At 59.7% G+C, this 14,710-nt stretch carries 9 protein-coding genes; 7 read left to right on the forward strand and 2 right to left on the reverse strand.

Annotated elements, in window-relative coordinates; genetic code table 11:
• Positions 1-3: 3 nt before the first annotated feature.
• The 7 genes from J3P91_RS20310 (at position 4) to J3P91_RS20340 (ending at position 10,743) form a co-directional block, all read left to right on the forward strand.
• Positions 4-474 (forward strand): hypothetical protein, encoded by a 471-nt coding sequence (locus J3P91_RS20310; protein WP_434601546.1) that lies wholly within the window; start codon positions 4-6, stop codon positions 472-474.
• Between the two features lie 23 nt (positions 475-497).
• Complete coding sequence (locus J3P91_RS20315) at positions 498-3,455, forward strand: sugar-binding protein (RefSeq protein ID WP_434601547.1); 2,958 nt, start codon at positions 498-500, stop codon at positions 3,453-3,455.
• An 11-nt stretch (positions 3,456-3,466) separates the two neighbouring features.
• Complete coding sequence (locus tag J3P91_RS20320; protein ID WP_434601548.1) at positions 3,467-5,449, forward strand: RHS repeat-associated core domain-containing protein; 1,983 nt, start codon at positions 3,467-3,469, stop codon at positions 5,447-5,449.
• Between the two features lie 230 nt (positions 5,450-5,679).
• Positions 5,680-6,237: a fimbrial protein gene (locus J3P91_RS20325; RefSeq protein ID WP_434601549.1), complete on the forward strand. Its 558-nt coding sequence runs from the start codon at positions 5,680-5,682 to the stop codon at positions 6,235-6,237.
• A 141-nt stretch (positions 6,238-6,378) separates the two neighbouring features.
• A complete protein-coding gene (locus J3P91_RS20330; protein ID WP_434601550.1) occupies positions 6,379-7,068 on the forward strand; it encodes a fimbrial biogenesis chaperone in 690 nt (229 codons plus the stop codon).
• Between the two features lie 27 nt (positions 7,069-7,095).
• Positions 7,096-9,603, forward strand: coding sequence for a fimbria/pilus outer membrane usher protein (locus tag J3P91_RS20335; RefSeq protein WP_434601551.1), 2,508 nt, complete (start codon positions 7,096-7,098; stop codon positions 9,601-9,603).
• 60 nt (positions 9,604-9,663) lie between these two features.
• Positions 9,664-10,743, forward strand: coding sequence for a fimbrial protein (locus J3P91_RS20340; RefSeq protein ID WP_434601552.1), 1,080 nt, complete (start codon positions 9,664-9,666; stop codon positions 10,741-10,743).
• A gap of 9 nt (positions 10,744-10,752) precedes the next feature.
• On the opposite strand, the gene J3P91_RS20345 is transcribed toward J3P91_RS20340, so the two are convergent.
• On the reverse strand, positions 10,753-12,228 hold the full coding sequence (locus J3P91_RS20345) for a hypothetical protein (RefSeq protein ID WP_434601553.1): 1,476 nt from the start codon (positions 12,226-12,228) through the stop codon (positions 10,753-10,755).
• Positions 12,229-12,374: 146 nt separating this feature from the next.
• Complete coding sequence (locus tag J3P91_RS20350) at positions 12,375-14,516, reverse strand: autotransporter outer membrane beta-barrel domain-containing protein (protein ID WP_434601554.1); 2,142 nt, start codon at positions 14,514-14,516, stop codon at positions 12,375-12,377.
• Between the last annotated feature and the right edge of the window lie 194 nt (positions 14,517-14,710).

The raw sequence follows: 14,710 nt of genomic DNA on the forward strand, positions 1-14,710 counted from the left end.
GTAATGCGACATCTCAAGTTATTACTCACTCTGGTAATGGGTCTTGGTTACGCAGGTTATGGAATGACGGAAAACACTACAAACGCCACTGGCACCATTTACATCAGAGAACAAAACACGAGCATTCAATGCAGTGTTCCAGCAACGGCGGGCGATCATGTTATATCAGACTTTGGCTGTACCAACGACCAAGCCTATTCGGTTCGACTCGATAACATCCCGTCGGCGGTCAGTATAACTTTTTTTGACGATAAGAACGGCGAAGGCTGTCTGGATGATGAAGGATGGGAAATTGAGGTTCGTACCATCAAGAACCCGACCACAACACCGACGGAGCCCTGGATGTTCCTCGCATCGATGCACGGTCATCAGGACGGTACGATCATCGAACCTGGCGTACTGAAAATACGCTCCCGCTCGGGCGGAGATATTCACGGAAAACTCTCGTGCGTACGCGTCGAGACCGATAAATAACTTTCCAGACCGAGGCCTCATCCATGCCCGCTTCCACCGCCGTCCATTCCAACGCCTTCAACTTCCTCAGTTTTGTCCAGTCCGGAGTCGATGCAAGGACGGGCATGTACACGGTGTCGCTGTCTTTACCCGAAGTGAAAACCTGTGACCTCAGCGGCCCGGCGATTCCCCTGGTGCTCAACTTCAACCCTCTGAACGAGGTCGACAGTGGCTTCGGCCTGGGCTGGGACCTGGCGCTGACGCAATATGCCCCGAGCACCCAGATCGTCTCGATTCATTCAGGGGAAACTTTCAAGGTCACGGGGTCATACCCGGGAGATACGGGTCGCCTGCGCATGAAAGAGCAGAAAATCGAAAGTTTCCAACTCTTCGAACTGCCCGAAAAAAAGTATCGGGTGGTGCATAAATCGGGGCAGGTGGAGACCCTGGAACTTCAGGGGGCGGAGCCGCAAGTGGCAGTACCGGTGAGCATCCATTCAGCGCAGGGCCATGAGATCACGCTCGAGTACGACGTCTTCAACGGGCGCCCGATGCTTAGCGTCATCCAGGACAGCAGCGGCAGGCTTCTGCAAGTCACCCGCGACCGGGTAAAACACACGGTCACCTTCAGCATCGGATTCAACGGCGCCACCCCCGCGGCCCAGGTGCTCTTGAATTTGATAAATGATCGCATCGACAGGGTCACCCTGCCGACGACCGAAGCCGCCGGCTGGCGCTTTGAGTACCGGACGGTGCGCGAGCTGGCCTGCATCAGCGAAGTCTGGACGCCGCTGGGCGCCCACGAAACCATCCAGTACAACGATTCAGGCCATGGCTTCCCCGGCGGCGGCAATGAACAGCGCAAACTGCCGAGGGTGACCGACCATGTAACCGCCCCCGGCGGCGGCAACGCGCCCATCGTGGTGAAGTACAGCTACGCCAGCGACGGGCATAATTTCCTCGGCTATGGAAGTGCTGTCGAATGGACGGACGACGGCCTGGACAATCTGTTCAAGGTCAACGAACCCTACCTCTACAGCTCCACCGAAAGCCTGATGGCCGGTACCGATGTCGTGCGCAGCGTGACCCGGACATTCAACCGCTTCCACCTGCAGACCGAAGAAACCACCGTGCAGGACAATCGGCAGAAAACCGTCCGCAGCCGTTATTACGCGGATGATGACGACACGCTATCTTTCGACGAGCAGCCACGGCAGTGCCAGTTGCCCCGGACAATTTCGACGCTGTGGTCGATCAGCGACGACCCGCGTAGTTGGCGCCAGGACAAGCAGCTCAGCGAATTCGACATTTACGGCAACCAGACGCTGCGGGTCGAGCCCAGCGGTGTTACCGAGCACATTGCTTATTACCCCGCTGAAGGGGTGGCAGGGCAGTGCCCGGCGGATCCTTATGGGTTCGTGCGCCACGTGCGCGAAAAAACCTTCCTCCCCGCAAGCGATCCGACACTCGTGCCAGGACTGCAGAGCGGTGCATTGCCATTGCGCACCCGGTTTCGCTATGAAGCACTGCCGTCGCTGGGCAGCAGCACTATCCAAAAGCCCTGGATAGCCATGACACAAGAGCAACTGTTCGAACTGACCGACACCAAAGACCCCATCGAGCGCCAGCTCTCATCGACCCTCTTCGGCTACTTCAACGTTCCAGCCGACCCGTTGACCCATGGCCGGCGAGCCCGGCAGGCAATCACGCTGGGCAGCGATACTGGTCCCACTTCCTTCGTCGATTACCGCTATACAAAAAATGCCGAAACCCGCTCGTTACAAACCGAGCAAACCTCCTCGACGGACTTCGACGATACCGTCATGACCGTGGTCGACGAACGTTCGATGCTCCACGGCGAACCCCTGCTGATCACCCAGGACGGCGTTCAATACAGTTACCTTTATGACCAACTGAACAGGGTAGTTCGTGAAACCCAGGCCCCCGGCACGGAATACGAAGCAGCGCGGCGTTATAATTACCGCCTGATACGGCCGGTCGATACGGGCCTCCTTCCTGTGGCGATCCAGGCCTTTCAGGAAATGGAGGACGTCAAGGGCGTGAAGCTACGGACTCATTTCGACGGAATGAGCCGGGTGGTTCGCGAGGAGCTGGAGGATTTCGGCACCTATCGCGATATCTACAAGGCACAGTACAACGACAAAGGCCTGCTGATGGAAGAAACGCAAATCGACTGGCTGGAAACCAACGATCTTCTCTTGACGACCACCTACAGCTACGACTCCTGGGGGTTGCGCGACAGCGTAACCCGGCCGGACGGCGTAAAAATGCTGATGTTCAACGACCCCATAGCTTTTGCCAGCGAACAATGGATCGAAGGCACAGCACGCACCCGGACCGTTACCAACCGATTCGAAAAAACCGTCAGCGTCGAACGGATCGACCCGAACGGGCAGCGCATCAGCCGAACGGTATTCGACTATGATGGCCTGGGCAATTGTGCGTCAAAGGTTGACGAGCTCGGCGGTATCACACGTTATAGCTACGATGCGTTCGCCCGCCTGGTCCGCACCACCCTGCCCGACCTGACCACTGTCCATACTACTTACGCCGCGCACAGCCGGGCCGAGTTGCGTAGCCGGATCGAGGTCAAGCCGGGCAATTTCGACGGGCCCGCCCGCACCGTAGGCGAGCAAGAGTTCGACGGCCTGGACCGGGTGACACAGTTCAAGGTTGGTCCCCGGATCGAGTCACGGGAGTACGAGGCTGGCTATCTGCTGCCCAAGCGCCGGGTCACTCCGGCCGGCAACGCGGTCGAGTTTCAATACCAGCACGGCCTGATCGAGAAGCCGACCGTCATCACCGCAACGGACGACGAGTCATCCTTCGACATCGACGTGCTGGACGCCAGACTGAACGGCTCGAAAACAGCCAGGGCGCATATGCCTTTGCCTATGATGAGGCCGGACATCTGGAGGCCGAGACCTGGACCGATGCCCTCGACAACAAACCGTACACGACCCGCTATAGCACTTCCCTGAAAGGACGTCCGTTGAGCCGTACCGACATTGGCGGTCACGATACGCGTATGGCATATAACCCGACCAAAGGGCGGCTGCTGAGCATCGAGCAAAGGCAACTGAAGGCCTCATTCGAATACGATGCAATCGGCCGCCTGTTTCGAACCACCAGCCGCGACAATGCCAACAACAACACTCTGACCACTACCCTGGCGTTCGATGATGCGGGGCGCGAGATCCTGCGCACCTTGGTGTTGCTCGACCCGCTGGGCCAGCCGATCGAAGCCGAGCGCTCCATTGAATTGACTTACCAGGCCGACAGCAACGTGCGTAGCCGGCACCTGCGCGTAGCAGGGGCCACTGTTCTGCTGGAAACCTACAGCTACGACCTGCGCGGACGCCTGGAGCTCTACCGTTGCTCAGGCACTGAACTGCCAAAGGATCGCTTCGGCAACGCCATCCTCAGCCAGTACTTCGAGTTCGATACGCTGGACAACATTATCTACACGCGGACCGTTTTCAACGATGGGCAACTGGACATAGCGCATTTCAGCTTTGCCGAGGACGATCCCTGCCAACTGGTGGGCGCCAGCCACAGCCATCCTGATTACCAGAGCCTGGAAACCCGCTTCACTTATGATCTGGACGGCAACCTGAAGCAGGATGAAGCGGGACGACAGCTTGACTATGACAGCCAGGGGCGTCTGGTGAGTGTCGCCAGCCCTGACGGACAGCCCCTGAAAAATTATCGCTACGATGCCCACGACCACTTGCAGGCGATCACCCCACAGGGGGATACGCAAACCCTGCGTTTCTACCAGGGCACGCGGATCACCGACACGCTGCACGACGATCAACATGTGCAGTTCCTTTATCACCAGGGGAAGCCCCTCGGCCAACAGACCCCCAGCGACGATGGGCAAACGCTGTTGCTGATGACCGATGCCAAACAGTCGGTCATCGCCGAGAGCCAGGGCGATCAAGTGCGCAGCGCCATCTATGGAACCTACGGCGAGCGGGGGCCGGACTCGACATTGCAGAGCCTGCTGGCTTTCAATGGCGAGGCGCTTGAAAGCACCGGGTGGTATTTACTGGGCAACGGCTACCGGGCCTATAACCCAGCGCTGATGCGCTTCCACAGCCCGGATGCCCTGAGCCCCTTTGGCGCCGGTGGCCTCAATTGCTACATGTATTGCGCCGGTAACCCGATCGCCTTCGGCGACCCGACCGGGCACGCGCGCCAGGGGCAGATTATCAATAATATAGGGTTCAATATCGGGGTCTCGGCAGCCACCACCGTCCTCGGCATCGTTTTGTCATTTGTGACGCTCAATCCGGGGCCGCTGATCGCAGCCATGGCGCAAGTGGGCATCACGACCTCGGCCGCGGCCATCAGTACCGCCATAACAGCCGTGACCGTGGGCTCATCGGTGGTGGCGGGAGGAGTGGCGGTTGCTTCCGGCTTTGTCCGGGATGAGAATGCCAGCGAAGCACTTGGCTGGATCTCGCTGGGCCTGGATGCGATAGCGCTTCCGCAAGTCAAGTTGCCCAAACCGCCCGTACCCAAAGTCCCGAATCCGATCACCATTCCGAGGGCCAAGCTTGGAAGAGCTCCAGGCAGGGCCTCGCTGGATGACACCGACGATTTTGCCGACCTTGACCTGAGTATGTTCGAGCCCCGGCGCTCAGCTACTCCGGACGACAGCATCGGTCCAAATCGGAACCAGAACCGTCGAGTCACGTTTTCACCACAGGTGGAGGAGATGGGTCCGTCAAGTTCCGGCAGCCGTTCGAGCACCGCTTCGGTCAGCTCGTCTGACAATTCTTTCCGAACCCGCAGCAGAGCCAGTTCAGCCGATTCGAACACCAGTTATGATCTTCCTCCAGCGCTGGCCCAACTTGTAGCAGGGGACCAAAAAAAGCTGACAAAGAATGTCGTGCTCGGCGGTCAACAGTGGTACGCCCACAGAAAGCCGGGCGACCCGGCCGTCATGCCCGGGGTTCACAAGGTCTGAGCGAAGCCAGGCGGCCCTGGGGTCGCCTGGTCTTTTTCTCTCTGGAAACACCCTTAAACACTCCCCCAACCGTTGTCTCGGGAAATGAGAATTCTCTCATATTCCCTGCCCCACCCCCTCCCTAGAATCCCCCACCGAAGCATGCCTCCTCGCGATAGCCCTCTATTCGCGAGCAGCCAGTGCATCGCCTCCTCTATGGCTCACCGTTCATTGTTCAAGGATTCGACTAGATGAAAAAAAACCTCCTGGCAGCCTCCCTCGGGCTGGTAACCGCCCTTGCCGGCGCATCCGCATTCGCCGGTACCAGCAGCGGGCAGATCAATTTCACCGGTCTCATCAATGCCAATACCTGCCCGATCGAACCCATCGATCCGGGCAGCGGCGCCCCCGGTCCCATCAACCTGGGTGAGGTCGCCGCCCTGGATTTCGCCGGGGTAGCCGATACGGAAGTCGGCGGCCGCGAGTTCGCGTTGCGCGTCAAGGATGGGACTGCCTGCGGCTTTTCCGCCGGTGATACAGCGGAGGTGACGTTCACCAGTACCCATGGCAGCGCCGGCACCGATGGCAAGTACTACGGGATCCAGACCGGCGGTGCTACCGGCGTCGCCCTGACCATCAAGGACAACGATAACGCGCCTATCGACAGCGGCACGCCGTCCAAGGCCTATCCGCTGAACCCCACCGGCGAAACCCGGATGATCTTCCACGCCAAGTATCGTTCCATCAGCGCAACGGTTACTCCCGGCCCGGTGATTGCCAATATCAATTTCGTCGCCACCTACCCGTGAGATCCGCGGTTGGGTGCATAGCCATGCATCCAACCGCGTCGTTCACCACCACGGACCGCAGCAATATCACGGGATGACCCAGTGTTTCGATCAAAAAGAAAATACCGCCGTGCCTGCACCTTACTCACAGGGACTGTGACCTTGCTCCTGGCCTACGCCCCCCTGAGCCAGGGAGCCCTGACGCTGAGCGCGACCCGGGTGATTTTCGACAGTGGCAAACGCAACGTTTCACTGATCGTCGCCAACCCCAGCGACAAAGTCTTCGCGGTGCAATCCTGGGTCAACACCAGCGCCGACGACACCACTACGATCGTACCGTTCGTAGCCTCGCCGCCGCTGTTTCGCATCAACCCGGGCAGAGAGCAGCACGTGCAGATCAATGGCTTGCCTCATTCACTGCCCAACGATCGCGAGTCGTTGTTCTTTTTTAATGCCCAGGAAATTCCCCAGGCCGAAACCGACCAGCGCAACGTGCTGAACATCGCCATCCGTACGCGCATCAAGTTTTTCTATCGCCCTGCGGAACTGAAGCAAACCCCGGCGGAGCGGCTCCAGGATTTGCAATGGTCATTGCAATCGATCAATGGCATGCCAAGCCTGGTGCTGAACAATCCTACCCCCTTCCACTACACCTTCCAGCACCTGGAAATCAGCGCTGGCGGTCAGTCGAAACGAATCGACAGGCCGGCGATGGCAACGCCCTTCGGGCGTGAAATCTATTCGCTGAAAGGTTTCAAACCCGGCAGCGACGCGCAGCTCTTGTTCACCACGATCAACGATTACGGCGGCATTACCGAGCCCGCCACCTTGCCCGTGCGGCAGCACCCTTAACCCCTCCAGCCCGCAGTGTCAGGGAACATGATCATGATCGGATTTTCAGCAGGCCGGCGCATGCGCATGCGGCTGGCTCGCTGCCTGCTGGCCGGCGGCAGCGGCATGCTTATCGAGACGGGCGACGTACTGGCGCAAACACCAGCACGGTTTCTTTCGGGCTTCATGCATCAGGGCCATGACCAGGATGCCGACGCCGGCCAGTTGGCCTTGCAAGCCATGGCCAACGAACAAGGCTTGGTGCCGGGTCGCTACCGTGTGCAGGTCAGGCTTAACCAGCAATACGTGGGCGAGCACGACATCGAGTTCATCAATGGCGGTTCGGCCGTTCTGTCGGCCTGCCTGACAATGGGCCTGCTCGATCAGTTCGGCGTGAACACCAAAAGCGTCGCCGATCCCGAAACGCTCGCAAGTCGATGCGTAGAGCTGGCCATCCTGATCCCCGACGCCCGCGCCGATTTTGATGCGCCGCGCTTGCAACTGAACCTCTCGGTTCCGCAAATTGCCATGCACCGCAAGGCCAGCGGTTACGTCGACCCGCAGCGCTGGGAGCACGGCATCAACGCCGCGTTTGTCAATTACCAGGTCTCGGCGCAGCAAGGCGATACCCGCTATTCGGGACGTAGCGACAGCCAGGATCTGCTGCTGAACGGTGGTATCAATCTCGGCCCATGGCGCTTGCGCAGCAATCAAAGTTCCCGCCAGGACAGCGATGGCGGGCGCACCTGGACGCGGGCCTACACTTACGCCCAGCGTGACCTGCCCGGCCTGCACGCCAACCTGACCGTGGGCGAAGCCTACAGCGGCGGTGATGTGTTCAAAAGCGTTGCACTAAAGGGAGTGATGCTCAAATCGGACTCCGGCATGCTGCCCGACGTCATGCAGAATTATTCGCCGATCATCCGCGGCGTGGCGTTCAGCCGGGCGCGCCTGGAGATACGCCAGAGCGGCTACCCGATCTATTCCACCTATGTCAGCGCCGGTCCTTTTGAAATCGACGACCTGAACACCGGCGGAGGCAGCGGTGAGCTGGAGATCCTGCTCACCGAGGCCGACGGCCAGGTCAGGCGTTTTACCCAACCCTACGCGTCCCTGGGCAACCTGCTTCGCGAGAACATCTGGAAGTACAGTGCTGCCATCGGCCGCTATAACGTCGCCGGAAAGGTTGAAGACCCGATGCTCTGGCAAGGCACGCTTGCCAGCGGGATCGGCTGGGGCACGACTCTCTACGGCGGCCTGCAGACCAGCGAGCATTACCAGGCGGCCAGCCTGGGCGCGGCAAAGGACTTGGGCGCAATCGGCGCACTGGCACTGGACGTCACCCGCTCCAGCGCCGCGATCGATGTCCAGGATGCGGGCTCCGTACAAGGCCTGAGCTACGCAATCAAGTATGGCAAGAGCTTCGATTCACGCACCAGCCTGCGCTTTGCCGGTTACCGCTACTCCACGCAAGGGTATCGGGACTTCGATGAAGCCGTGCGCCAGCGTAGCCAGGACACTACCTTCAAGGGCAGCCGGCGCAGTCGCCTGGAGGCGTCGATCTACCAGGGCATCGGCCAGCAGAGTGCCCTGACCTTCACGCTCTCCCAGGAAGATTTCTGGCGCACCGATCAGCAACAGCGCCAGTTCCAGCTCAACTTCAATACCCGCCATCGAAGCGTGAACTACAGCCTCTATGCTGGGCAATCATTGCGCAGCCGTCAGCAGACCAGTGATCGTCAGATGGGCTTGAGTGTCTCGTTCCCGCTGGACATCGGTCACACCAGTTCCATCAGGCTGGACACGCAAAAAACCGGCACGAGCTGGAGCCAGCGTGCCAGCGTCACCGGCAGCCTGGACCAGAATCGCCTCGGTTACCGCGCAGGCATCGTCAACGAAAACCACCGGCAGCAAGCCGCCGAGCTGTCGATGAGCTACCAGATGCCCGTCGGCAATTTCGGCGCGGGCCTGAACTACGGCAATGCCTACCGCAACCTGTCGGTCAACGGCGCCGGTGCCATCGTGCTGCACGGAGAAGGTGTCGAGTTCGGTCCCTACCTGGGAGAAACCGCGGCGCTGATCGAGGTGCCAGGCATCAAGGATGTCGGAATCGCCAATGCGCCAGGGGTACGCACCAATGCGCGAGGCTTCGCGCTGGTTCCCTACCTGCGGCCCTACCGGATCAACCAGATCGAGCTGGATACCGCGGAGCTGGGGCCGGAAATCGAACTGGAGAACGGAACCACCCAGGCCGTGCCTCGACGGGGAGCGCTGGTCAAGCGTACGTTCGCCGCCCGCTCAGTCCTGCGAGTCGTGGTCAATGCCACGTTCGAGGGTCGTCCGTTGCCGTTTGGCGCCCGGCTCGAATCCGCCGAGGGCGAAGTCGTCGGAATTGTCGGCCAAGGCGGCCAGGCCCTGTTGAGCACTCACGCGCAACCGCAAGTCTTGAGTGTTGCCTGGGGTGCAAGACCCGCACAGCAATGCCGCCTGGTCATTGATCCGCAGAGCTTGCCGTCGTCCCGGGGCTACCGCTTGCAAACGGCGATCTGCCGATGAACCGGTTTTTTCCAGGCGATACCGTCTTTGACGCGACGCCGCCTCCCCAGCAGGATATTCATGATTAAATTATCAGCGCGACACCTCGCCAGCCTGATCGGCGTCTTCGCTGGCTGCCAGTTTGCCTTGCCCGTCATGGGCAATACCTGCCGGTGGGATTCAGCGCCGGGCCCAGTCACCTACCAGGTCAACCTGGGTACCGTCTACGTGCCTCGCGATGCGAGTACCAACAGCGTCATTGGCGTTGCCGACCAATTCGTTACCAGCAACCGCCCGGGACCGACCATCGTCTGCACCAACGATGGCAGCGTGACGCTGGACTTCAACGCCATCAACATAGCGCCGCTCGATCATCGGCGGGGCACCTTTGGCAGCGGCGTCGACGACAAGATTTTCGCCACTAACATACCGGGAATCGGTGCGCGCATTACCTTGGAAGCCGGATTCGACGGAGTGGCTGGCAATTCCTTCTCCCCCATCGGCGGCAGCCCCGTGATGCCCTTCGATGCACAACTCAGCCAGCGCATGGTGTCGCCGTTCTCTCTCTCCAGGCTGCGCAGCTTGGTCACGCTGATCAAGACCGGCCCTATCGCCCCCGGTCCGCACATGGTGAACCGGCATATGTTCGACGGTTATTTCTCCAACATCGGCAAAGGCTTTGGCTACAACCTGAACGCAACGGTCATTCAGTCCCAATGTGCAGTGGGCGCCAACCCGGTGAGTGTCGACCCGGTACCGCTGGGTACCTGGCAGGTCGGCGACTTCAATTCTCCCGACTATGCCACCACGCCTGTGCCGTTCACGATCACCCTGACCCGCTGCGAGGCCGACCCGACCAACGCCAACCAGGCCAACGCCTACATCCGCCTCGACGGCGCCAACGGGTCCTTGCCCGAGGGCGACGGCCGTAACGGTGTATTCAGTCTGGGTAATGGCTCGGGCGCCCGGGGTGTCGGCATCCAGATATTGCGAGGCGATGGGATCACCCCCGTGCCATTGGGCACGGACGTGTTCTTCGGTTCCATTGAAAACGCCCGCGACAAGACGCTCGGCTTCAGTGCGCGGTTCTACAAGACCGGCAGCGTAGTGAGCCCAGGCAGCGCCAATGGCGCGCTGAGCTTCACCCTCACCTTCCAGTAAAGCCTTTGGTCAAGCCTTCAGCATCGGTCGCAACTCGGTGAAGAACTGCCAGTGCTCGCCGTCATCGAAGCTGACCTGGGTTTGCACGATAAACTGATTATCGGTTGGCAGGGACAACATGAAATCCCGAGGCAGTTTAACGTGCACCCCATTGCTGACCTCCGCCGCTACGACCTTGTGCTTGTCCAGGATGGTCAGACTTCTGTTCAAGCCCGACACCTTGATAGTCACCAGGCAGGCCTCGCTGATAAAGACCCATTTTTTTTGATGCACAGGCAACCCGCCGGCCGGAATTGTGGCCTTGGATACCGGAGTGGTGAAGGGAGGTTCCAACTGGGGGGGCGGAAACTGGGTAAACGTTCCGACCTGTACCGTCAGTTTCTCCGAGTCCTTGGAGGTGCCGTCCGCGAGTTTGACACCGTAGTACATTGGCACGTCCTTGTTGAACATCGCAGCAATACTCGCCGCGGGAATCGTCACTGACTTCACGCCCCACGGCACTGGAACGGCAATTGCTCCCGCCGTACCAGGTTCGCCGAACTGCATGGAGACGACGTCATCGTCATAATAGACGGCATCCTCGGGAATCTGCGCGGTTGCCCCGTTTATAGCCCTCAGTGGATTCAGATCGGCATATTGCGACGGGTTGCCTTCGGCTTCCTCGACCCAAGGGTAAGGAACGTAATGCGGCGCTCGCAAGACCGCAACCACGAACGAGATCGGATCGGATTCAGGCGATTCGTTGCCGGCCCGATCAAAGACCCGATAGGAGATCGAACGCGGCCCGTCGCCCATGTCGCGAATGAGCGCTTCGTCGAACTCCAGTTGAAACTGGAATTCTTCGTAGTCGTCTTCGGTAAGCGTCCTGGATACTTCCCGTTGCTGGCCGCTATCCTCGTTTTTCCAGGCGCAGACGATACGGTCACCGGGGGCCGGTTCGAGGTAGGTGGGAACGCTCACGGCCACGATCCCGTTGTTGTCGATGAGGTATTGTTCGGAGAGGCCATCTTCGACAATGGTCGGGTCGATCAACACAACATTGTTAAAGGCCAATTGAGGAGGCGTTTTATCAATAGTGACCTTGATCGGCACGGATCGACGAGGGGTCGAACTGTTCCAGGGATTCAACCGGTAAGACACGCGGTGGATGCCCTCATCCAGCTTGGCAACAGGAACTTCCAGCCACAGATCCGCAGGCGGACTGTCAGGTTCGAGAGGCCCCTCCCAACGTTTTGTAGCCACGGGCTCGGCTTCATTTTCATCCCATATCAACTCCACCGTATCGTACATCCCGGCCTCTGGAGCAGCGTCGCTCCAAAGGGGAAACCCGATACGCAATGGCTGTTCCCAGGCATCCTTGGGCAATAGGTTCTCTTCGCCACCCGGAATCGGCGGCAGCACGCCGACAGCGGTGGGAGGATCCAGATCGACCAGGCTTTTTTCATACATGAAGCGTTTATTCAACGACGCGAGAAACTTGAACATGTCGGCGCCCTCATCAAGAACAAGCAGAAAAAAACAACTGCGGAAATGTTCCCCCGCAGATTCGTCAGTTGCTGTTTTATCGCGATGAGGCATCGGCGGCGGTATCAACCGGGAACAATGATGTTCCCGGGTACCTCTTCAGACCCTTACCAGCGATAGCGAGCGCCAAAATTGAAACCCCACGGCTGCTCGATACTGTCTCCCTTGCTGTAGTCGAGATCGGCGTGAATCGACACCTTGTCGTTGAGATTCACGGCAATGCCCGCCCCCAGCTCACCACGCGAGCCGGACAGGTCGTTGTTGAACATGACCTCGTTGACCTGTACCTCGTTGTTTTTTGCAAACTCATGGGCATAGGCCGCGCGCAGGTAAGGCTGCACCCGTTGGCCATCGCCCAGATCGAAGTCACGCCCGACAGTGGCACCGGCCTTGCCGAGCAGTGAACGCGTACGGTCGCCCTCGGCTTTCAGGCCGTTATTCAGATCGTAATCCTGGCCCTGGATGATCACCCCGGAGAGTTGGGTATAGGGCTCGATGAAGTAGTCGTCAGCCAGCTTGATATGGCGGCCGAATTCGAGGGCGGCGCCGACCCCATGGTTGTCGTAACGCCCTTCGGTTTTTTTGCCATCGCTCAGTTGCACGTCGGACTTGTTCTGGAACCGGTTGAGCTTGAGGACACCGTCGAAATAATAACCGCTGGGCTCATCCAGCCAGGTGGTGTAGGCACCCACGTAATAGCTGTCGACCTTGGCGCTGGTGCCGCGACTCAAGTCCAGGTCCGACTTGCTGTAGCCACCCAGCAGGCCCACCAGCCACTGGCCATCCCCGAATGGCAAGGGGGCGTCGGCACCGAACGACAAGCCTTGCTGGGTTTGTGTGTAGGCCACTCCGGAGCTGGCGTCGACATCGAACTTGTTACCGTAGGCGCGCATCCAACCGCCGGCCTTGCCATTGTCCATCCGCACCTCGCCCATGCGCGTGCGCAACGTGCTGAGTTCGCCGTACCAGACGGTCGGTGCGGTGTTGAACAGGGCCAGTACGGATCGAGTGCCGGGGCTGATCACTTTTGTGGTGGTGTCCAGGTACCAGTCCTGATCGCCCTTTTTTACCAGCTCATAGGAAAACGCCCCGCGATCCACCGGCCCGTTGAGCAACGAAAATTGCGCATCGCCGGCGCCGATGTGGATCACCGGAATGGAACTTGCGCTGGTCGGCTCGGCGCCGCTGCTGCCCATCAGCACGCTGTGGCTGCCGGTGGCGGTACCGGTGACTTCAAGGGTATCGACCTGGCCTGTGACCAGGTCGGCGTCCATGACAAAGAGGCCGCTGCCCGAAAGGTTGGCAACCGAGAGCTTGTAGAACTCGGTCGGGCTGCCGAACTGGACCGTACCACCATTCATGGACAGGTCGCCGATGCTGGCGTTATCGACCATGTTCCACTGCGCCTGGCTATTCACCGCAAGGCTGGCAACGTTGTCGAGCCGCCCGGTAAAAATTGCCTGGTTCTGCAAGGTGATGTTGGCGGTGGCGCCGACATCCGCACTGATATCGCCGTTCACATCGCTGTTATCGATGATCATATTGGCGGTCGAGACTCCCTTGACCTCCAGGACCTTGCCGTTTCCCCCTGCCAGGGTGGAACGATTGCCCACCAGGATCTCTGCCGTGGTGGCAGGCAAGCCGAAGTCATTGACCAGGATCGCCGCGCCACTTTGCCCCTGCACCGTCGTGCCATCCAATGTCAGGCGGCCGGGCTGCGACACGGTCTGATCGGTGAGCAGCAAGACACCGTTGGTGCCGCCGACGATTGTGCTGTTGGTAGCGGAGACCCGGCCACTCGCCAGTTGCAGGCCAAAGCCACTCGTACCAATGAGCGTACTCTGGCTCAGCACCAGCTCACTGGTGCCGCCGACCACGGCACCGACCACGCCGCCCGTGAGGGTACTCCCGGTGACCGTCGCCTTGGAGCCCAGGCCGACCGAGGTATCGCTGCCTAGTGACAGCGCTGTTCGGCTGGCGGTCACGAGACTATTGGTCAGGCTCGCATCGCTGTCCACCAGACCGATGCCGGTGGAGGTGCTGGCACTGGCTACCACTGTCGTGCCCGCAAGAGTGACGGATGAGCCGTTTTCGACAACGATCTCCTGGGTGCTGGCGCCGTTAGCCGTCAAGCTTGAGGCGCCCCGGACCAGATAGTTGTCCAGCGCGTCCCTGCCGTCGATAAACGCCGGCTCGCCATTATCGACAATGCGGCCGAATGAATGGGTACTGGTCAGTAACAACGGCATGATCGTCAACCACCTCACAAACATGGGCAGTGGACGTAGCGCAAAAGCGTATTCAATTTTCATCAGACACCACGGGTAAAGATTTCCAGTAGGCGTTCAGCGCCCGGCAACTGAGCGCCTGAACTTGTGCGGGTGCGAAGATTAGGAATTAACGCTCTTAAAATATGTAGGACTTATCTGAAATCCGGAAAACA

Origin of the sequence: Pseudomonas sp. Z4-7, from assembly GCF_051131965.1 — a bacterium.
Taxonomy (GTDB): domain Bacteria; phylum Pseudomonadota; class Gammaproteobacteria; order Pseudomonadales; family Pseudomonadaceae; genus Aquipseudomonas.